Origin of the sequence: uncultured Parasphingopyxis sp. (assembly GCF_937129435.1) — a bacterium.
Lineage (GTDB): Bacteria > Pseudomonadota > Alphaproteobacteria > Sphingomonadales > Sphingomonadaceae > Parasphingopyxis.
Map to the genome: position 1 here is coordinate 1 of NZ_CAKZNF010000080.1, position 18,926 is coordinate 18,926.

General features: G+C 61.1%; 21 protein-coding genes. 9 read left to right on the forward strand and 12 right to left on the reverse strand.

Annotation, left to right across the window (positions count from 1 at the left end):
• Positions 1–56: 56 nt before the first annotated feature.
• The 5 genes from lptG to Q0139_RS12585 form a co-directional block, all read right to left on the reverse strand.
• Entirely contained in the window at positions 57–1,154 is a 1,098-nt protein-coding gene (gene lptG / locus Q0139_RS12565) for an LPS export ABC transporter permease LptG (protein ID WP_298022488.1), read from the reverse strand.
• Positions 1,155–1,163: 9 nt separating this feature from the next.
• Positions 1,164–2,387, reverse strand: coding sequence for an LptF/LptG family permease (locus Q0139_RS12570; protein WP_082834520.1), 1,224 nt, complete (start codon positions 2,385–2,387; stop codon positions 1,164–1,166).
• Positions 2,388–2,471: 84 nt separating this feature from the next.
• The gene (gene clpS / locus Q0139_RS12575; protein WP_298022491.1) at positions 2,472–2,828 is read right to left on the reverse strand and encodes an ATP-dependent Clp protease adapter ClpS; all 357 of its coding nucleotides are present in this window, start codon (positions 2,826–2,828) and stop codon (positions 2,472–2,474) included.
• Positions 2,829–2,908: 80 nt separating this feature from the next.
• A complete protein-coding gene (gene ada, locus Q0139_RS12580) occupies positions 2,909–3,943 on the reverse strand; it encodes a bifunctional DNA-binding transcriptional regulator/O6-methylguanine-DNA methyltransferase Ada (RefSeq protein WP_298022494.1) in 1,035 nt (344 codons plus the stop codon).
• The gene (locus Q0139_RS12585) at positions 3,940–4,413 is read right to left on the reverse strand and encodes a DUF1203 domain-containing protein (RefSeq protein WP_298022497.1); all 474 of its coding nucleotides are present in this window, start codon (positions 4,411–4,413) and stop codon (positions 3,940–3,942) included. Before Q0139_RS12585 ends, ada begins: the two co-directional genes overlap by 4 nt.
• Positions 4,414–4,560: 147 nt before the next feature.
• Here Q0139_RS12585 and Q0139_RS12590 point away from each other — a divergent pair, with 147 nt between their 5' ends.
• The 7 genes from Q0139_RS12590 to Q0139_RS12620 all read left to right on the forward strand — a co-directional run bounded on the left by Q0139_RS12590 (position 4,561) and on the right by Q0139_RS12620 (position 11,249).
• Positions 4,561–5,634 (forward strand): trypsin-like peptidase domain-containing protein, encoded by a 1,074-nt coding sequence (locus Q0139_RS12590; protein ID WP_298022499.1) that lies wholly within the window; start codon positions 4,561–4,563, stop codon positions 5,632–5,634.
• A gap of 176 nt (positions 5,635–5,810) precedes the next feature.
• Positions 5,811–6,365: a F0F1 ATP synthase subunit delta gene (locus tag Q0139_RS12595; protein WP_298022502.1), complete on the forward strand. Its 555-nt coding sequence runs from the start codon at positions 5,811–5,813 to the stop codon at positions 6,363–6,365.
• A 13-nt stretch (positions 6,366–6,378) separates the two neighbouring features.
• Positions 6,379–7,908 (forward strand): F0F1 ATP synthase subunit alpha, encoded by a 1,530-nt coding sequence (gene atpA, locus Q0139_RS12600; RefSeq protein WP_298022505.1) that lies wholly within the window; start codon positions 6,379–6,381, stop codon positions 7,906–7,908.
• Positions 7,909–8,038: 130 nt separating this feature from the next.
• Positions 8,039–8,914 (forward strand): F0F1 ATP synthase subunit gamma, encoded by an 876-nt coding sequence (locus Q0139_RS12605; protein ID WP_298022508.1) that lies wholly within the window; start codon positions 8,039–8,041, stop codon positions 8,912–8,914.
• 24 nt (positions 8,915–8,938) lie between these two features.
• Positions 8,939–10,387 carry a F0F1 ATP synthase subunit beta gene (gene atpD, locus Q0139_RS12610; protein WP_298022511.1) on the forward strand — a complete coding sequence of 483 codons (1,449 nt, stop codon included), beginning with the start codon at positions 8,939–8,941 and terminating at the stop codon, positions 10,385–10,387.
• A gap of 3 nt (positions 10,388–10,390) precedes the next feature.
• Positions 10,391–10,978, forward strand: a complete 588-nt coding sequence (locus Q0139_RS12615; protein WP_298022514.1) for a hypothetical protein — start codon at positions 10,391–10,393, stop codon at positions 10,976–10,978.
• Between the two features lies 1 nt (position 10,979).
• A complete protein-coding gene (locus Q0139_RS12620) occupies positions 10,980–11,249 on the forward strand; it encodes an ATP synthase F1 subunit epsilon (protein WP_298022517.1) in 270 nt (89 codons plus the stop codon).
• A gap of 22 nt (positions 11,250–11,271) precedes the next feature.
• Here Q0139_RS12620 and Q0139_RS12625 read toward each other — a convergent pair whose 3' ends face one another.
• The 3 genes from Q0139_RS12625 to Q0139_RS12635 all read right to left on the reverse strand — a co-directional run bounded on the left by Q0139_RS12625 (position 11,272) and on the right by Q0139_RS12635 (position 14,296).
• Positions 11,272–12,027 carry a molybdopterin-binding protein gene (locus Q0139_RS12625; protein WP_298022519.1) on the reverse strand — a complete coding sequence of 252 codons (756 nt, stop codon included), beginning with the start codon at positions 12,025–12,027 and terminating at the stop codon, positions 11,272–11,274.
• Positions 12,024–12,893 carry a cytochrome b/b6 domain-containing protein gene (locus Q0139_RS12630; protein WP_298022522.1) on the reverse strand — a complete coding sequence of 290 codons (870 nt, stop codon included), beginning with the start codon at positions 12,891–12,893 and terminating at the stop codon, positions 12,024–12,026. Before Q0139_RS12630 ends, Q0139_RS12625 begins: the two co-directional genes overlap by 4 nt.
• 545 nt (positions 12,894–13,438) lie before the next feature.
• A complete protein-coding gene (locus tag Q0139_RS12635) occupies positions 13,439–14,296 on the reverse strand; it encodes a hypothetical protein (RefSeq protein ID WP_298022524.1) in 858 nt (285 codons plus the stop codon).
• A gap of 793 nt (positions 14,297–15,089) precedes the next feature.
• Here Q0139_RS12635 and Q0139_RS15560 point away from each other — a divergent pair.
• Positions 15,090–15,305 (forward strand): excalibur calcium-binding domain-containing protein, encoded by a 216-nt coding sequence (locus Q0139_RS15560; protein WP_367180753.1) that lies wholly within the window; start codon positions 15,090–15,092, stop codon positions 15,303–15,305.
• A gap of 51 nt (positions 15,306–15,356) precedes the next feature.
• A complete protein-coding gene (locus Q0139_RS12640) occupies positions 15,357–15,524 on the forward strand; it encodes a hypothetical protein (protein ID WP_298022527.1) in 168 nt (55 codons plus the stop codon).
• On the opposite strand, the gene Q0139_RS12645 is transcribed toward Q0139_RS12640, so the two are convergent.
• The 4 genes from Q0139_RS12645 to Q0139_RS12660 all read right to left on the reverse strand — a co-directional run bounded on the left by Q0139_RS12645 (position 15,517) and on the right by Q0139_RS12660 (position 18,583).
• On the reverse strand, positions 15,517–15,645 hold the full coding sequence (locus tag Q0139_RS12645) for a hypothetical protein (protein ID WP_298022530.1): 129 nt from the start codon (positions 15,643–15,645) through the stop codon (positions 15,517–15,519). The genes Q0139_RS12640 and Q0139_RS12645 overlap by 8 nt on opposite strands.
• A gap of 21 nt (positions 15,646–15,666) precedes the next feature.
• The gene (locus Q0139_RS12650) at positions 15,667–16,182 is read right to left on the reverse strand and encodes a hypothetical protein (protein WP_298022533.1); all 516 of its coding nucleotides are present in this window, start codon (positions 16,180–16,182) and stop codon (positions 15,667–15,669) included.
• Between the two features lie 79 nt (positions 16,183–16,261).
• Complete coding sequence (locus tag Q0139_RS12655) at positions 16,262–16,561, reverse strand: hypothetical protein (protein WP_298022537.1); 300 nt, start codon at positions 16,559–16,561, stop codon at positions 16,262–16,264.
• Between the two features lie 264 nt (positions 16,562–16,825).
• Positions 16,826–18,583, reverse strand: a complete 1,758-nt coding sequence (locus tag Q0139_RS12660) for a tetratricopeptide repeat protein (protein WP_298022540.1) — start codon at positions 18,581–18,583, stop codon at positions 16,826–16,828.
• Between the last annotated feature and the right edge of the window lie 343 nt (positions 18,584–18,926).

Sequence of the window (18,926 nt, forward strand, 5' to 3'; positions counted from 1 at the left end):
GATCGCAGGCAGGTAGGCGGCATCCCCGGCCCGCGCGAGGCGGATCGAATATTCGCTCATTCCTCGGTGCGGATCAGCACCGTTTCACCGATCAGCAGGAACAGGAAGAAAGGCGCCCACGCGGCGAGGAACGGCGGATACCCGCCGAAGCTGCCCATCGCGAGCGCGGCGTTGTCGACCACGAAATAGGCAAAGCCCAGCGCCATGCCGATCACTGCACGCACGAACAGCTGGCCCGATCGCGCCAGCCCGAAGGCCGCCACTGCACCTAGCAACGGCATCAGGAAGGCCGACAGCGGGCCCGATATCTTGTGCCACCACTTGGCGCGCAATTCGTCGGTCTGGCGCCCCGCGCGCTCGAATTCGGCGATCGAGGTCGTCAGTGTCCAGAAGGGTTCGGCATCGGGATCGATCTTGGCGAGGTCGATCTGGTCCGGGGTGAGGCCTTCGCCGACCACAAGCGTGGCGGGCCTGTCGGTTACCGCGTTCTGCACGCTGAACCGGGTGATCCCCTCGAGTCGCCAGCCGGGGCCGGCATAACGCGCGCGTTCGGCATCGACCTGCTCGATGATCATGCCTTCGGCATTGCGGCGATACCAGCTGACATTGCGCATGGCGATCGCCTCGCCGCGTCCAGCGAGATAGGCGGCGGTGAGGATATTGCCGTCATCGTTGAGATAAATGTTGGTGCGCACGCGCTCTTCGTCGGGAATCGCGCCATAATCCACCGCTTCCCACGCCTTGAGCGTCTCCGTCGCGCGGGTCACCACCCGTTCGTTGAAAGCGAAAGTGGCCAGCGAGACAAGCCCGGCAGTCAGCAGCAGCGGGGCGAGCACCTGATGCGCGGACAGCCCGGCCGCCTTCATCGCGATTACCTCGCTGTTCTGGTTGAGCGTCACCAGCGTGATGAGCGTGGCGAGCAGCACCGAGTAGGGCAGGAAACGCGATATCAACTGCGGTATCCGCAATCCCGCATAGGCCAGCAATCCGCCCTGTACGTAACCGGCCACGGCGAGGATGCCGCCGCTGCTCGACAGCAGGACGAGCATCATCAGCACGAGCACCAGCACGAACAGCATCGCGGCGATCCGCGCGACGAACAGCTTCGCAAGATAGAGCGTCAGCGTGCGCGAGGGGAAGAAATCAAGCTGCATGGGGTCCCGCTATTCGGCTGCCGCGAGGTCGATCTTGAGCCGGCGCCGGCGACGGAACAGCCCGCCCACGCGCTTGGCCAGCTTGTCGAACCAGATCTCGAGCGCGCCGATAGCCTGTCCGCCGGGAACATGCGCGACGCGCCAGTACATCCATATGATCAGCGCAGCAAAGATCGCGAACGGCCCCCACAGGGCGAGGATCGGATCGACGCGGCCAAGCGCGGCGATATCTTCGCCATATTGGTTCACCTTGTGATAGGCGACCACCATTACGATCGAGATGAACACGCCCAGCGCGCTGCTGGATCGCTTGGGTGGGACCCCCAGCGCCACCGCCAGCAGCGGCAGCAGTGCCATCATCACCACTTCGACCAGCCGGAAATTGAAGCTGGCCTGGCTGGCGTCGCGTGCCTCTTCGGGCAATTCATCGCTCCAGCCGATGCGCAGGAGTTCGGGCAGGATGTATTCGCGTTCGGCATCGCCACGCGCACGGAATTCCTCCACCGCGGGCAGGTCGATCGGCAGATCGTGCCGCGTGAAAGTCAAGACGCGCGGGGTCTGGCTGCCCGTATCCTGCACGATGGTGCCGTTGGTCAGCCGCAGGATGATCGTGTCGGGATTGTCGGTGGTGGCGAGGAAGGCGCCTTCCTTGGCCGAGATCGAAAGGACCTGGTCCTGATCGTTGGCGACGCGCGCAAAGATACCCTTGAGCCGTCGCCCGTCATCTTCGCTTTCCTCGATCCGCAGCGCCATGCGATCGGCCAGCGTGGTGAATTCGCCGACCTTGATCGATGCGCCCAACGCGCCCGAGCGCAGCTCGTATTCCATCTGCTCGTAATAATACCGGCTGATCGGCTGGATGAAGAATACCAGCGCGACATTGACCGCCATCAGCACTGCGGTGATCGCGAAGGGCACGCGCAGCAGCCGGCCATAGCCAAGCCCGACCGCGCGGAACACGTCGAGTTCACTGGTGGTGGCGAGCTTTCGGAAAGCGAGCAGGATGCCGAGCAGCAGGCCGAGGGGGATCGCCAGGCTGGCATATTCGGGCACCAGTGCGACCAGCATCTTGAACACGACACCCACCGGGCCGCCTTCGACCGCGACGAAATCGAACAGGCGCAGCATCTTGTCGAGCACCAGCAGCGAGGCAGCAATGGCGAACACCGCGGCCATCGGCACCGTCACGAGCCGGAAGATATAGCGATCGATGCTGGGCAGGAATTTGAGCAAGGGGCCGCCGGTCAATTGTCTCCGCCGCTGCCCCTAGCGCGGTTTTGCGCGCAGGTCATGCCCCTTGTCCGGAGCGTGCGGCGGTCAGGCCTTTTCGAGCGTGCATTGCAGCGGGTGCTGGTTCTGCCGGGCGAATTCCATCACCTGGTTGACCTTGGTTTCGGCCACTTCATAGGGGAATATTCCGCATATGCCGACGCCCTTCTGGTGAACATGCAGCATCACGCGGGTCGCCTCTTCCATGTCCATGCGGAAGAAGCGCTTGAGGACGATCACCACGAACTCCATCGGCGTGTAATCGTCGTTCAGCATCAGCACCTTGTAGGGCGACGGCTTTTTGGTGCGCGTGCGCGTCTTGGTCGCGACACCGGTTCCGGTATCGCCGCTCTCGTCGTCGCCGCCCCGCTCATCGGCTGCATAAATGGTCGCAATGTCCAGCATGTGGGCAGAATATCGTATCGAAGCGCGCCGGTGCAAGTCCCCGCATCGCCCATCGAACGAGAATCGCCCGCGACCCGCCGCTATTGTGCCGGGTTAGCCTCCTTGCGGAGCAGGTCGCGCTTGCGTTCAAGCCCATAGGCATAGCCGCCGAGCGAGCCGTCGCTGCGGATCACGCGGTGGCACGGGATCAGCACGGCGACATTGTTAGCGCCATTGGCCGAACCGGCGGCACGGACCGCTTTCGGCTTGCCGACCGCCGAAGCGATTTCGGCATAGCTGCGCGTTTCGCCGGGCGGGATCCGCATCAATTCCTGCCAGACGGCTTCCTGAAAGGCGGTGCCGCGGACATCCAGCGGCAGGCCATGCGGGCGTCCCGGATCGTCGACGGCCGCGACCGTACGCCCAACCAGGTCGGCCATCTCGTCGCTGAAAGGGACAAGCTCTGCATGGGGAAAGCGCTCCTCCAGCGCTGCCTTGTCTTCATCGAAGGAGAGGCGGCAAATCCCCTTCCCCGTCGCCGCGACCAGCATCGTGCCGAGCGAGGTTTCGGCCAGCGCCCATTGGATCGTCACGCCTTCCCCGCCCCGGCGCCAGGCCGACGGGGTCATGCCCAGCCGCCTGTTGCTGTCCGAATAGAAACGCCCCGGCCCCGAATATCCGGCCTCGTAGATTGCATCGGTGACACGCTCCTCGCGCGACAGGGCGTCTTCGGCCCGCTCCGCCCGCAACCGCCGTGCATAGGCGGCCGGAGTCACGCCGGTCGCTATTCGGAAGACGCGCAAGAAATGGCTCGGCGAATAGCCGACGGACTGCGCCACCATATCGAGTCTGGGCGCTTCTTCGGCCGATTCGATAAGGGCGATCGCTTGCGCCACCGCCTCCTCGTCGCGCAGGCGATCGTCGGGCCGGCATCGCTTGCATGGCCGCAAACCCGCTTCGCGCGCCTGCGCGCCATCGGCGAAAAAGCGCACATTCTCCCGTTTCGGGTGGCGCGCGGCGCAGGAGGGCCGGCAATAGATACCGGTCGTCATCACGCCGGTCACAAAACGGCCGTCGAAACTGCGGTCCCGCGCCTTGACGGCGCGCCAAGCGGTATCGGAGTCCGGCATCCTCATACTCCGTGCCTTCGCACACGCGCGGCGAAACAGCCATGCGCGGCATTGTGTACATCAATATAGGAAATCGCTTCGAGCCCCATCATGTCCCGAATTCGGGCATCGGCCTCGCCCGGCAAGGCAAGCATGGCCGCCTTCAGCATCCCGTCTTTGCCGAATCCCCGCAGCGCCAGCGGACGGCCTTCGAAAACCGGCGGCACCGCATCGACATAGTCCGCAGCTTCGGCGGCGTCCCGGCGAACGTATATCGCATAAGCGGATCGATACGGCGTTTCCACGTCGTGCGACACATGGTGCAACAGGATTAACTCCTCGCCCGGCTCGGCGTCCTGCAATGTCACGCGGCACGGAAAGCCCGGCTTGGCATCGGCGATGACACGGCGTGCGCCGTTCGCCTCTAGCTCTTCGGCCGAAGCCGCGAAGAATCGGGTAAAGGCTTCTGGCGCCAGGCCCGTAATACGATAGGTCATGGTTCCTCCCTGGGTCATCTGGCGATGGAATAGGCGGTTTGGATTGCGGCCGCGTCCCGGAAATTGCGGTCAAAGCAGATTGGCCTTTTCCTCGGGCCGCGGGAGGGTCTAGTATCGCCGCGTCGCAACGATTTGGGGGGATGTGACGTGCGCAGGCTGATTGCTTCGATATTGATGGCGTTGATGGTGCTGGCGGGGGGCACGGCCATTGCCCAGTCGGACGACGGCAAGGGCGCCCAGGAACAGGCGCAGCAGAATGACGTCGTGCGCGCTTCGCGAAGCGTCGTGCGCGTCGCGCTGATCGGGACGGACAGCAACGGCAATGCCTTCTTTCTTGGCCATGGCAGCGGCGTCGTCATCGCCGACGGCTATGTCCTGACCAATCACCATGTCATCGAGCCATTGCAGAATATGGGTGGCACGATGATCATGATCGTTCCGTCCGAAGGCGACGAGGGCTTTCAGGGACAGGTCGTCGACAGCGACCCGCGTGCCGACCTTGCACTGATCACGACGCGCCGCGGCGTCGTGCGCCCACTTCCGATCTTTACCGGCACGCCCGAGCCGACGGCACGCGTCGCCGCGCTGGGCTATCCGGGCAATGTCGATCTGGCCGAAAACCTGTCGGTCGATGATCGCGTCACCCCGCTCGCCGCCGTGCGAACCTTCGGACAGCTTTCGGGCGGGCGCAGCCGCCGCGACGTCGATACGCTGCTCCACACTGCCGCCATCGCACGCGGCAATTCGGGTGGGCCGCTGGTCGACGAATGCGGCCGCGTCATCGGGATCAACAGCTTCGGCGCGATCACCGAAGGCGTCGATGCGGAATTCGGTTTTGCCGTGTCGGCGCGCGAAATCATTCCCTTCCTCCGCAACGAATCGATCACGCCGGCAACGACGACCGACAGCTGCGTCCCGCTCGCCGAACGCGAACGGCAGGCGCAGGAAGCCGAAGCGGAGGAACAGAGCCTCGCCAATCGCCGGCTCGCCGAATCGCGGCAGATGTATCTTGTCGCCTCGGTCGCGATGCTCGTGATAGGTGCGCTGCTGATCGGCATCGGCATCGTCGCGTTTATCTACCGCGCGCGGCTGAAGACAAAGTCGATCCCCGGCTTCGTGTGCATGGGCCTCGGCCTGCTGCTGATGATCGGATCGGTGGTCGTCTTCATGCAGACGCCGAGCCTCGAAGATGTGGCGGACGCGGAGGAAAGCGAGACCTGACCGGCAGCGCGTGACAACGCGGCCGCGCCATTTTCGTCGCCTTTTCGCCCATAGTAGCGCCGCGCCGTCTTGCATCGCACCACGGGCCTTGTTAAGGGCCGCGCAGCCGTAGCGGGAGCGCGTCGCCGCTCCCTTTTCTATGGCCATGACATTCCTATTCAGGGGCGAATTTGCGCGTGGATATTTCCGGCGGAATCAAGGCCAGTCTCGCGGGCCGCTATGCGGCGGCACTGTTCGAACTGGCGGAAGAGAGAAAACAGCTCGACACGGTCGAGGCGAGCCTGGCCAAGGTCAAGGCGGCGCTGGCCGAATCGGACGAGTTCCGGTCGCTGACGACCAGCCCGGTCGTCGATCGCGGCGAAGCGGTGAGCGCGGTGAAGGCCGTGTCATCATCGCTCGGCATCGATCCGCTGACCGCGAATTTCCTCGGCACGCTGGCTGAGAATCGCCGGTTGGCGCAGCTCGACGGCGCCATCCGCGCCTTTTCGACGATCATCGCCCAGTATCGCGGCGAGGCGAATGCCGAAGTCGCGACCACGCATCCGCTAACCGACGACCAGGTCGCCGCGCTCAAGGCCAAGCTCAAGCAGCTCGCCGGGCGCGACGTCAATGTCGACATGACGGTCGATCCCTCGCTGCTGGGCGGCCTCGTCGTCCGCATGGGCAGCCGGATGATCGACGGCTCGCTCCGCACCAAATTGAACTCGCTCGCAAGCGCCATGAAGGGCTAAGGAAAGACTGACAATGGACATCAACGCCGCAGAAATTTCGAAGGTCATCAAGGACCAGATCGCCGGTTTCGGCACCGAGGCGCAGGTCTCGGAAATCGGCACCGTGCTTTCGGTCGGTGACGGCATCGCCCGCGTCCACGGCCTCGACAACGTCCAGGCCGGTGAAATGGTCGCCTTCGACAATGGCGTTCAGGGCATGGCGCTGAACCTCGAAGCCGACAATGTCGGTATCGTGATCTTCGGCTCGGATGCCGAGATCAAGGAAGGCGACACCGTCAAGCGCACCGAGACGATCGTCGACGTTCCCGTCGGCAAGGGCCTTCTCGGCCGCGTCGTCGACGGCCTCGGCAATCCGATCGACGGCAAGGGCCCGATCGAAGGCGCCGAGCGCAGCCGCGTCGAGGTCAAGGCGCCGGGCATCATCCCGCGCAAATCGGTTCACGAGCCGGTGCAGACCGGCCTCAAGGCCATCGACGCGCTCGTCCCGATCGGTCGCGGCCAACGCGAGCTGATCATCGGCGACCGCCAGACCGGCAAGACCGCCGTCGCCATCGACGCATTCATCAATCAGAAGAGCATCAACGAAGGCGATGACGAATCGAAGAAGCTTTACTGCGTCTATGTCGCGATCGGCCAGAAGCGTTCGACCGTTGCGCAGATCGTTCGCCAACTCGAAGAAAACGGCGCGATGGAATATTCCATCGTGGTCGCCGCGACCGCGTCGGAGCCCGCACCGCTGCAGTATCTGGCGCCCTATACCGGCTGCACGATGGCGGAATATTTCCGCGACAACGGCATGCACGCCTGCATCGTCTATGACGATCTTTCCAAGCAGGCCGTCGCCTATCGCCAGATGTCGCTGCTGCTGCGCCGCCCGCCGGGCCGCGAAGCCTATCCGGGCGACGTGTTCTACCTCCACTCTCGCCTGCTCGAGCGTGCCGCGAAGATGAACGAGGACAACGGCTCGGGTTCGATGACCGCGCTGCCCATCATCGAGACGCAGGCGGGCGACGTGTCGGCCTATATCCCGACCAACGTCATCTCGATCACCGACGGCCAGATCTTCCTCGAGACCGAGCTGTTCTACCAGGGCATCCGCCCCGCCATTAACGTCGGCCTGTCGGTGTCGCGCGTCGGCTCGGCCGCGCAGACAAAGGCGATGAAGAAGGTGTCGGGCTCGATCAAGCTCGAACTCGCCCAGTATCGCGAGATGGCGGCGTTCGCCCAGTTCGGTTCGGACCTCGACGCCTCAACCCAGCGCCTGCTCAACCGCGGCCAGCGGCTGACCGAGCTGCTGAAGCAGCCGCAGTTCAGCCCGATGCCGATGGAAGAGCAGGTTGCCTCGATTTTCGCCGGCACCCAGGGCTATCTCGACGGCATTCCCACCGACCAGGTGACGAAGTTCGAAGAGAGCTTCCTCTCGCACATGCGCCATGATCACGCCGATGTGCTGGCGACGATCCGCGACACCGAGAAGCTCGAAGACGACACGGCCGACAAGCTGAAGTCGATCCTCGACGATTTCGTGAAGACGTTTGCATAGGAGTCAGCCGTCACCCTGAACATGTTTCAGGGTCCATATGCCTAGGCTTGCGCGGTGATGTGAGACGTTCGAGCCTATGGATGCTGAAACAAGTTCAGCATGACGAACGAGAAGTGAAGCAAGGGACCAGATGGCCAGTCTGAAAGAACTCAAGGACAGGATCTCCTCGGTCAAATCGACCCAGAAGATCACAAAGGCGAAGCAGATGGTCGCCGCCGCCAAGCTCAAAAAGGCGCAGGCGGCAGCCGAGGCCGCGCGCCCCTATGCCGAGCGCATGGAGCAGGTGATGTCGAGCCTCGCCTCGAAGGTCTCGATCAGCGACCAGACGCCCAAGCTGCTCGCCGGAACCGGCAAGTCGGACACGCATCTGCTCGTTGTGGCGACTTCGGATCGCGGGCTTTGCGGCGCGTTCAACGCGAACATTGTCAAGGAAGCGCGCATCAAGGCGGAAGATCTCAAGGCGGCGGGCAAGAAGGTGATCTTTTACCTGATCGGCAAGAAGGGCCGCCCCGTCATCAACCGCGTCTATCCGAATTCGATCGAACATCATTACGACACCAGCGAGATCAAGAACCCGCATTATGACGATGCGAAGGAGGTCGCCGAAGACCTGAACGCGCGGCTGGAAGCGGGCGATTTCGACGTCGCCTGGCTGTTCTATTCGAAGTTCAAGTCTGCGCTGGTGCAGGAACCCCAGGCGCAGCAGCTCATCCCTGTCCCCGCCGGAGACGAGGAAAACGCCAAGAGCACGGTCGCGGTCGAATATGAACCCGACGAGACCGAAATTCTCGAAGAGCTGCTGCCGCGCAACCTTGCGGTGCAGGTCTTTCGCGCGATGCTCGAAAACACCGCATCCGAACAGGGCGCGTCGATGACCGCGATGGACAATGCCACGCGCAACGCCGGCGAGCTGATCGAAGATCTGACCATCGAATATAACCGCAGCCGCCAGGCCGCGATCACCACCGAACTCGTCGAAATCATTTCCGGCGCCGAAGCGCTCTAGAATATAGAAGGCAAGGAAAGCACCATGGCCACCACCACCAACAATGTCGGCACGATCGCGCAGGTTATCGGCGCCGTCGTCGACGTGAACTTCCCGAACGAGCTGCCGGAGATTCTCTCGGCGCTGGAAACGGACAATAACGGCAACCGCCTCGTGCTCGAGGTCGCCCAGCATCTCGGCGAAAACATGGTCCGCACGATCGCCATGGACGGCACGGACGGCCTCGTCCGCGGCCAGGAAGTGACCGACACGGGGAACCAGATTTCGATGCCGGTCGGCCCCAAGACGCTCGGCCGGATCATGAACGTCATCGGCGAGCCGATCGACGAGCTCGGCCCGATCGGCGCCGAAACGACGGCCCCTATCCATGCCGAAGCCCCTCCGTTCGTCGACCAGTCGACCGACGCGGAAATCCTCGTCACGGGCATCAAGGTCGTCGACCTGCTCGCGCCCTATGCCAAGGGCGGCAAGATCGGCCTGTTCGGCGGTGCGGGCGTCGGCAAGACCGTGCTCATTCAGGAACTGATCAACAACATCGCCAAGGGCCATGGCGGCACCTCGGTCTTCGCGGGCGTCGGAGAGCGCACGCGCGAGGGTAACGATCTGTATCACGAATTCCTCGACGCCGGCGTTATCGCCAAGGATGCCGACGGCAACGCGACCTCGGAAGGTTCCAAGGTGGCGCTCGTTTACGGCCAGATGAACGAGCCTCCCGGCGCCCGTGCCCGCGTCGCGCTGTCGGGCCTGACGATCGCCGAATATTTCCGCGACCAGGAAGGCCAGGACGTGCTCTTCTTCGTCGACAACATCTTCCGCTTCACCCAGGCGGGTTCGGAAGTGTCGGCGCTGCTCGGCCGTATTCCTTCGGCCGTGGGCTATCAGCCGACGCTGTCGACCGACATGGGCAACCTGCAGGAACGCATCACCTCGACCAACAAGGGTTCGATCACCTCGGTTCAGGCGATTTACGTGCCTGCCGATGACCTTACCGACCCGGCGCCTGCCACGTCCTTCGCTCACTTGGACGCAACGACGGTGCTCAACCGCGCGATCTCCGAACTCGGCATCTATCCGGCGGTTGACCCGCTCGATTCGACCTCGCGCGTTCTCGAGCCGCGCGTCGTCGGCCAGGAGCATTACGAGACGGCCCGCGCGGTTCAGGAAACGCTGCAGCGTTACAAATCGCTGCAGGACATCATCGCCATTCTCGGCATGGATGAGCTGTCCGAAGAGGATAAGCTGATCGTGGCGCGCGCGCGCAAGATCCAGCGCTTCCTGTCGCAGCCCTTCCACGTCGCCGAGGTGTTCACCAACCTGCCCGGCAAGTTCGTCGAGCTGGAAGACACGATCCGCAGCTTCAAGGAAGTCGTCGAAGGCAAGCATGACGACCTGCCCGAAGCGGCCTTCTACATGGTCGGCGGCATCGACGAGGTGAAGGAAAAGGCGCAGAAGATGGCGGCGGAAGCCGCGTAGCGCATGCGTTCGGCGCTCGCCTCTGTTGCGTTGTTCGGCGCGCTCGCCGCGTTATCGGCACCGGCTTCCGCCCAGACGGAGGAAGCCGATGCCTTTGCCGAGCGGCTGAACCAGGCGATCGTTGCCTGTTTCTATCAGGTCACCGAAGGATCGGCGGAATCGCGCGCCAGTCAGGAATTTTTGACTCAGCAGGGACTGCGCTTCGGTCTCAATGCCCCGCCGGCCGTCGTCAGTCTTGCCGACACCGACGATCTGGGCACGGCCCGATACGCTCCCTGGGCGATCGAAAACGGCGTCATATGGATCGCCGCCTATACCGAAACCCCGGCGTGCCGTATCATGGTCGGGGAGACGCAGCTCGCGCATCCAGCCATGGCTGGCATCCAGCAACGCCTGCTCGAAAGCGATCTATGGGCTGCGGACGATGACATGCCCACGGCGCAGCCCGGCACCTTCATCCGTGCCTTCGACTATGTGGAAGAAACGTCGCCGGTCGATATCAACTTGTACGTCACCGGGTCGTCATCGGTCGCCAATGAGGGCTCAGGCCTTCAGATGCTGCTCACGATGACCGCCAGCGAAAGAGAATAAGATGGCCCTGCATTTCGAAATCGTCACGCCCGAAAAACTGCTCCGTTCCGAGGAAGTCCATATGGTCGTCGTCCCCGGTATCGAGGGCGATTTCGGCGTGCTGGAAAACCATATGCCGGTGATGTCGACGCTGCGCGAGGGCGACATTCAGGTTTATGCCAGCGCCAATGCGTCGCCCGAGGCGATCCGCGTCGAGGGCGGCTTTGCCGAGGTCAATGAAAAGGGCCTGACGATCCTGGCAGAGAAGGTTGTCGAGGACGAAGCGGCCTAGCCGAACTTATGACCCTCGGAACTTAAATCCCCGCATACCAGGCGTAATCGCCGACGTCCTCCCAATAACCGCCCTTGCCGCCGTAGATGTCGTCGAGGCTCTCGACGGCTTCGATCCGCATCACGAACTTCGCATGCTTGTATCCGAGCTGCCGCTCGATCCGCGCGCGGATCGGAGCGCCATGGCCTTCGGGTAGCGGCTCGCCGTTCATCGCGTGCGACATGATGGTCTGCGGGTGGAGGGCGTCGACCATATCGATGCTCTCATAATAGGGCGTGTCACCGAAGCTGTCGGCACAGTGAAAGACGATGTAATTCGCCTGTTCGCTCAGCCCGGCCAGATCGAGCAGATGGGAGAGCTGCACGCCTGTCCATTGCCCGATGGCGCTCCATCCTTCGACACAGTCGTGCCGGGTGATCTGCGTGCGTTGCGGCATCGCCCGCAACCGATCGAGCGGAATGGCGAGCGGCCGTTCGACCAGCCCGTCGATGCGCAGCCTATAGGTGGCGAAGTTGTTCGCCAGCATTGTGCGATAGGCGCTGGTGTCCGCCGTCCTGTTGCCGTTCATCCGGTGCCGCGGCGACAGGTCCGCCAGCGTATATTCGCGTGCCAGCCCGTTTCGTCCGCCGACGAGCCGCTGCGAAACCCGCGAGAGATCCTCTGCGCTCGACAGGACATTCTTGAAGCTCTCGCTGCGGCTCCAGCTGTCGCAGCCGGGCAAGAGCAGTCCACCCGCCATCCCGGCTAGGAGCTTGCGGCGATTGGTGATGATCGTCATTCGGCGGCCTCCGTCGCGGGCTGGGCGGGCGGTTCGGCATCGCGCTTTCCGGGAAGCCGGAACCGGCCCGTGATCATGGAGCGCACTTCGTTTAGCGGCCCGGCAAGAACGACCATCACGAGATGCACGAGAATGAACAGCACGAGCAGCATCGCGCAGATGAAGTGGATCGACCGCGCCGATTGCCGCCCTCCAAAGATATCGAGCAGCCACGGCCAAGCCGCGTCCATCGTCGGCGACATCGTCAGCCCCGTCAGAATCATCAGCGGGATCAGCACGAAGATCACGCCGATATAGCTCGCCTTTTGCAGGATGTTGTATTTGAGCGCCGCCGCCCCGGTCGGGAAGCGCAGCCGCGCATGCTGCTTGATGTCGTGCCAGATATGGCGCGGCGAAAGCTCCGATTTCCTTGGAGCGAGGTCGCGCTGGACGTGGCGGTTCCACAGGCTCGTGATCAGGAACGCGATCCAGCCAAGCGCGAAGATCCAGGCGAAAAAGAAGTGCCAAAGCCGCCCGGTCGCAAGGCTGTAGAAGCCGGGAATGGTCGACCAGCTCGGAAAGGCGCGGGTCGAAATATTGCCCTCGCTGTCGCGCCAACGGCCAAGCACACCCGTCGTCGTCACCTGCCAGTCGCCGACCTGCAGATAGCCGCGCTCCCCTTCCCCGCCGATCTGCAGCCATGCCGGGTCGTAATTGGCGCCGTAACTGCCCCAATAGAGGCGGGGATGGGCGTTGAAAATGGTCAGCCCGCTCATCAGCAGGATCACAATCGCGATCGCATTGATCCAGTGCCAGATTCGCGTCGGCAGCTTGTGGCGCTTTACCAGATCGCCAGGTCGCGGCTCCGCGTCGGTAGATTCGGTCATGGGCGCCCCCTCCTCCGGCCATCCCATTGTTCGTGAGGACCGAAAGGGAGGTTACACGCGCAAAGCCCCCTCCGGAAAGAAGGAAATGAGAGCCGCGCCAGCACCAAACCGCTGGGGCCGCAGAAGGAGAGTATCGATTAGCAAGCCCTTTTTCGCCCTTTACGCCACCGCCGCGCTCGGCCTCGCCGCCTGCAGCGGCGATAACGAAACAGCCAACGACGCGGCTACGATCGAAGTCATCGAGACGGAATAGACCCCGCACACTCACGAGCAAGCCGTCGCGCTGTCACATCGGTGCGGCAGTTTTTTGTGTAACTTCAACGATATCAGGGAAATCTGGATGCCCCGCGTGCCTTCGTATATTTGCCCTTAACCCGCTGAACAAACACCATTTATGATTTAAACGTCTTAGCGCGTCCCACACGCCGTCCCTCACAAGGTCGTGCTAGAGCATCAATTCGCTGTTTCCGACACCCGTGACAATAGTGGCGATAGCGCCAATAGGCTCCCGGTAATACCATCGCGATACGGCAGGAAAATTGCGCTTATCCAGGACCCGCGAAAAACTCCGCTTCAGCATCGCGAACGATGCGTTCGACGGCGTCCATTTGGGATAAGACTAGCGTGCACATGTTTAGTCCGTTGGCCTCCTGTGGCCGGTCAAAAACAATAATGAATTTAGTGTCGCTCAGCCTTATTGGCCCGCCCCACTTGATGCGAAGCAGCTCAGCGCCATTCTGCACATGAACGTGCGAGGGGCGGTCATCCTGAATGTCGAGCGGTCCCAAATGAAAGCCCGCTGGTTCGTCACCGATAAATAGGGCAGGCAAACCGAGTTGAGGGTTAACCTTGGGAACAATGGCGTCGACACGCAGCAGGCGGTCGTGTTTGTCCGCATTGTCGATTTTCGCCAGAAGCCAAATCGGCTCATTCCCAGATTTGAATGCATTTACCCCAGACAAAAAGCTTTGGCCCTTGATGTCGATTTTTGCGAGCTTCGCGACGCACGCCTGCCGGTGTTGCCGTTTCGTCCTGGCAATAGGAAACGCGTCAAGCTGGTCCGGCTCTTTTCCATTGAGGCGGACAAATGCGGCAACGAGGTGATCGAGCGCAGTGCGTAGACGATGAATTATCTCACCCACGAGAACTTCCACGAGCGGAGGCAAGGTCTTTTCCACCGCCAAAGTGAACACGCGCTCCCCCGAAGTACGATCAACATGTTCGCGTATCTGAGGCGGGTTTTCCGTGAAGTGTGAATCACAGATTCGCTCCAACTCAAGCAGCCCCTCATTCGCTCTCGCGAGAAGAATTTTTGAGCCGTGCAGGGGGTCATCCCGGTCAACGTTGTCGATCTGGAATATTGAAAAAGGCTGCTTCAACACGCCCTCCCATATCGCCGCCATTCCAGCGCATAGCCATCCCGCACCATCTGACAGCCGAGATCGATCCCAGAGGCCGTCACGCAGCGCGCAGCGGTCCTGTCGCCGCCCCCTGAACCAAACGACCGACACCCCAGTGCCTGAGCCTCCACGGTGATGTGACCATGCTGCAATCGGCCGGTCGCGCCGCCGAGCAGAGAAACGAGATGATCGCGTGCCGCCTCTCCCGTCGCCCTGGGGCATGGATGGCCGGGCCTGCATGTTCCATCGAGCTCGCGCGCTGCGATAGCATGGAGGCGGATACGCGGACCTTCCTCGCACCAAATGGGACCGTCGCCATCCCAAACGGCTGTAGGCGTGCAAGTGAAAGCCTGTCCGCTGGGAACGATTGCCTGTAGGAGTAGCGCCGCGATCAACATTGTGTTCTAAGTCTAGCCGAAACGAATCATCGGAATAAGGGGGAGGTTCGATGATACGGCGAATTATTTTCGGCATGATCTTGTTCGTTTGTCTTTCGCAGTGTGCGGGATCACCTGATTACGAACCCACGTCGCGGCCAGTCTATCAATCGCCTCGCGCAGTGCCTTCCGCACCTATTCCGCAGCCAGAACCGGAAGAACCGGCTTTGCTGTCGGAGCCACGCTATGTTGATGCCACAAGCCTCAACTGTCGTGCTGGACCTTCCATCAGCGAGGCGAGAGTGCGCAGCCTGCCGCATCGAACGCGCGTGGTCGTAGAGCGCCGGGAGACCGGATGGGCCTTTGTGACGCAGGGTGGCAGGGGATGCTGGGTATCCGATCGCTACCTCTCGGAGACGATGCCAGCGCCTCGCTACGTCGCACCTTCATACTCACCATCATATGGAGGGGGCCGCAGGTCATCGCGGGGGGTGAGCGATACGCGCTGCGGCAACCGAAGATATTGCGGCCAGATGCGCAGTTGTCGGGAAGCACAATTTTATTACCGTCAGTGCGGCGTAAGGCGGTTAGATGGAGACCGCGATGGCGTACCATGCGAAAGTCTCTGCGGTTGATCCGATAGGGTCGAAGCAGCGGAGGCTGAATTGAGCATTGAGCAGTTGGAATTGGAGGCCGTCAAAGACGGGCTGGAGCGTTGCCGCGTCATCACCGAGCAGACGCTTGAAATTCTTGCCAAGCACATCGCGGGCGAGGACGTGGCCGAGGAGCTGCGCGATGCTGTCGCTGAAATGCGGATGACGCGCGAATGGTTCGCTGGCCGCAAGCTCAATTAGCAAGCCAGCTCCACATCAGCCAGCCGCTGACGAACGTGATGGCCAGCGCAATGCCGACAAACTCGAATGTGAGCCAAGCCTCGCTCTCGCGCGGTTCGCCGGGATCGGGCCACGGCGTCATAGCGAACTACTCGGATGGGCGCTAATTGAGCGCGGCTGAATCGTCCGGCGCGATTTTTTCATAGCGACTGGAAACCTGTCCCTCCTCGTCAACGTCGACGATGTATCGAAAGCTGTCGTCCCAGGCTCCTCGTTGAAAGCGCAGCAGTTCAAACTCGTAGGACTTCGGGCCAGCTCGGCGTAACGGAATGACATTAGATTGTCCCGGCATTGCCTCGTCCGGCACGCCTTTCGCCAGTATGCGCTTGCGCTCCGAAAGCATGTCAATTTCGGCTTCAAGCGCCTTTATCGTGCTTTTCGCTTCGGTCTTTTGCCGCTCTAACGCTTCAGACATTTCTGCAATTTCGGCGACGCGGGCATCTTGACGCTCCTTTCGCGCGTCCAACTCGTCTCGGCGTTTCTCAAGGTTCTCCTGCCAAGCTCGGAGACCTTCCTGCCAAGCTGCGATATTGGGATGTCTTTCACGCAGTTCGTCGGGAAGTGGCACCTGCGCAAGCTCGGACGGCTCCGCCGGTGTCTTGCGATTCCAAAATGCCATCTTCGGTCTCCCTCTCCCGTATCGCCTCAGGCTGTTATTACAGCCGTCTGACACGAAACATCGCGAGTGTCATCGCAGATCATCGATCGACCAACTTCCGTTCATACCAGTTCAGGCCTTGGTAGAAGGCATTTCGCCGCCAATCCGGCCGCTGATGGCCTTTCAGAATGTAGATCGCTTCTAGGGCATAGTTGGCCCTCTTCACCCGTTCCTGCCGACTATCGAGCGTGAGCGCCCGCCAGAACTGATCGAACAGCCGTCGATCCTCTTTCTCATTGGCGAGATAGGCCAACGCAAATGCAGTTCCCACCGGCCGGATGCAATGTTCGACGCCCTCGCGCAGCGCGGCCTCAAGAATGTCGAGCGCCTTCGCTTCCAATTGCCGGGTGGTGAATCGCGCCATCCTCGAATGAGAACAAAGATGGAACGACAAAACAAGTCATATCAAGGACGGGACGTTCCGATGTCTCCCGGCTGCTATGGTGTATCGCATGCCAAAAGCGGCCTGTCCGCCATCGACCCACTAGCAGACACCACACTTTTTTGGGCCCGGCGCCTCTTGCTTTATTGGAATGCCGACATTTCGTACCGGCCGTTAGCTCGTTGGAAATGGTGAGGCGGCTGGCAGCCTCAAGCATCAGTTCTATATTGGTTCGAACCGGGCTGACGGCGGGACTCTGCACATCCTGCTCGCCATTCTGACTTCAACACCACCTCGAATGACAATATCCATTACGACGAGACATGTGCCGCCATTTGCACCTGCGGCACTAGCGCCGTCGGCTGCTATTTCAATCGTGGCAAGATTTGATCGAGCAGCAAGATTTGTGGGCTGTTGCCCTCCGACATTGTTCTCGGAAGCTGAAACCACCGCGCGGTACAGGCCTGCCGCCTCGTCAAATCGACCTTGCTCCTGAAGTGCGACAGCGAGATTGTTCATTGCCGCAAGGACGTCGGGCGATGTTGGTCCACCTGAGCTTTCTAGCGTGTGCCAAGATCGGCGGATGAGAGGCTCGGCATCCGTATTTCGACCTTGGGATATGAAGACAGTTGCAAGATTGTTCCTCACGGCGATTGTAACAGGATGGTCAGCACCGAACACGTTTTCGCCTGAATCTAACGCGCGCCGGTAGATTTGCTCGGCGTCCTCTCCTCGGCCCTGACGCTGATAGAGAATGCCCAAATCATTCAGTGTTCTTAGTGTCAGCGGATGGTCGGACCCTAGGGTCCTATCCGCAATCTCGATTGTCGTAAGATACATCCTTTCGGCCTGCTCAAATTGACCTTGGTCTCGAAGGACACCAGCGAAGTTTTTGGATGATGTGAGTGCCGCGGGATGTTCCGCGCCCAGTGTGCGTGTCGCAATTTCACGTGCCTGTTGGTGTAGACTCTCCGCCAAATCAAGTTGCCCTTGCCGCCGAAGTACGACACCCAAATTGTCCAGCGTTAATAACGTATCCGGGTGCTCTTGGCCAAGCGTTTGCTCCTGCAAACTAAGCGTCCTGCGATATATTTCTTCGGCCTCTGCATATCGTCCTTGAAGTTGATAATTAGTAGCCTGGTTGGCAGCAGCGAATAGCGTGTCTCGATGCCTTAGTCCTGCGGCACGTTGGTATCCCTCGATAGCTTCATCAAAGAGCGTCTCGGCCTCTTCGAAGCGGCCTTGCGACAATACGGCCACAGCAAGGTTGTTGACTGAATTGTATATATCCGGATCATTGTCATTTAGCGCACTTCGGCGTCCTGCCAGCGCGCGCCTGTGCAAGGGTTCTGCTTCGACATAGTGTCCGGCATCGACAAGCAACGTCGCCAAATTATTAAGGGAGGTCAAAGTGGAGGGATGATCCACTCCTAGGACACGTTCCGAGAGGTCAAATCCCTGACGCAATAGCCGCTCTGCTTCTGCATACCGCCCTTGGGCGCGGTATACGAGTCCGAGGCCATCAAGTGTGATTAATGTATGTGGATGCTCGGGACCGAGGGTGCGCCTACGGGCATCGAGCACCCGTGTCCAAAGGAGCTCCGCTTCACTAAAATTGCCGCTCTGATAGTATAGGCTGCCCAACCCATATAGGAGCGACAGTGTGGTGGAGTGCTCGGCGCCATGCTGTTGTTCGCTTATGGAGATAGCCTCTTGAAGGAGCGGAACTGCTTCATCGAACATACCGGCATTCCGCAGTTCCAAGGCTCTTCCGGCGAACGCTTGCACCGAGTTCGCATTCTGCGCGTGGAGCGCTGTTGGAAAAGCCGTGAAGACAATAAGAAAGATAGGTGCAAGCGCGGTCGAGATCGCGAGACCGGTAGACCTTAGAATTTCGTATCGAATGGAAAATCCCCCGTTTCGACTAATAGCATCGCATAAAACTCCTTTGCAGGCAAAGGCTTCGGGAAGGTGTCGCATGGTGAAGAGAACGTTCGTTATGAGCCCTGATCAGATCAGACGCGGTGCTCTGGCTTGCGGAAAAAGGGATTATGTCTAGAAATTCGTCGTTAGCGGTCAGTCCGAAATTCGCCATTAACCGTCGTCTTTCGGCCCTGCATCGGACTACCAGCAGCGGCTTCTGCAAAGTCTGCTTTCCACCCATTTGCGGACCTTCAATCGCGGGTTTGGTTCAATCGTAGCGGACCCAATGCCGATACGCCGAAGGCCATAGCTGCCAGATCATTCCATGATGAACCCAGCCGGTAGCTCCGCCTCGAAACCGGCTGGCAATTCGGCGTCTCCGGCAAAAAGCTCTTCGCGG

What these genes read in the sequence shown, in the direction of transcription:
- lptG (WP_298022488.1), bottom strand. Translation starts at nt 1,154, where the DNA reads ATGCAGCTTGATTTCTTCCCCTCGCGCACGCTGACGCTCTATCTTGCG.
- clpS (WP_298022491.1), bottom strand. Translation starts at nt 2,828, where the DNA reads ATGCTGGACATTGCGACCATTTATGCAGCCGATGAGCGGGGCGGCGAC.
- ada (WP_298022494.1), bottom strand. Translation starts at nt 3,943, where the DNA reads ATGAGGATGCCGGACTCCGATACCGCTTGGCGCGCCGTCAAGGCGCGG.
- Q0139_RS12585 (WP_298022497.1), bottom strand. Translation starts at nt 4,413, where the DNA reads ATGACCTATCGTATTACGGGCCTGGCGCCAGAAGCCTTTACCCGATTC.
- atpA (WP_298022505.1), top strand. Translation starts at nt 6,379, where the DNA reads ATGGACATCAACGCCGCAGAAATTTCGAAGGTCATCAAGGACCAGATC.
- Q0139_RS12605 (WP_298022508.1), top strand. Translation starts at nt 8,039, where the DNA reads ATGGCCAGTCTGAAAGAACTCAAGGACAGGATCTCCTCGGTCAAATCG.
- atpD (WP_298022511.1), top strand. Translation starts at nt 8,939, where the DNA reads ATGGCCACCACCACCAACAATGTCGGCACGATCGCGCAGGTTATCGGC.
- Q0139_RS12615 (WP_298022514.1), top strand. Translation starts at nt 10,391, where the DNA reads ATGCGTTCGGCGCTCGCCTCTGTTGCGTTGTTCGGCGCGCTCGCCGCG.
- Q0139_RS12620 (WP_298022517.1), top strand. Translation starts at nt 10,980, where the DNA reads ATGGCCCTGCATTTCGAAATCGTCACGCCCGAAAAACTGCTCCGTTCC.
- Q0139_RS12625 (WP_298022519.1), bottom strand. Translation starts at nt 12,027, where the DNA reads ATGACGATCATCACCAATCGCCGCAAGCTCCTAGCCGGGATGGCGGGT.
- Q0139_RS12630 (WP_298022522.1), bottom strand. Translation starts at nt 12,893, where the DNA reads ATGACCGAATCTACCGACGCGGAGCCGCGACCTGGCGATCTGGTAAAG.
- Q0139_RS12635 (WP_298022524.1), bottom strand. Translation starts at nt 14,296, where the DNA reads ATGGCGGCGATATGGGAGGGCGTGTTGAAGCAGCCTTTTTCAATATTC.
- Q0139_RS15560 (WP_367180753.1), top strand. Translation starts at nt 15,090, where the DNA reads ATGCCAGCGCCTCGCTACGTCGCACCTTCATACTCACCATCATATGGA.
- Q0139_RS12645 (WP_298022530.1), bottom strand. Translation starts at nt 15,645, where the DNA reads ATGACGCCGTGGCCCGATCCCGGCGAACCGCGCGAGAGCGAGGCTTGG.
- Q0139_RS12650 (WP_298022533.1), bottom strand. Translation starts at nt 16,182, where the DNA reads ATGGCATTTTGGAATCGCAAGACACCGGCGGAGCCGTCCGAGCTTGCG.
- Q0139_RS12660 (WP_298022540.1), bottom strand. Translation starts at nt 18,583, where the DNA reads ATGCGACACCTTCCCGAAGCCTTTGCCTGCAAAGGAGTTTTATGCGAT.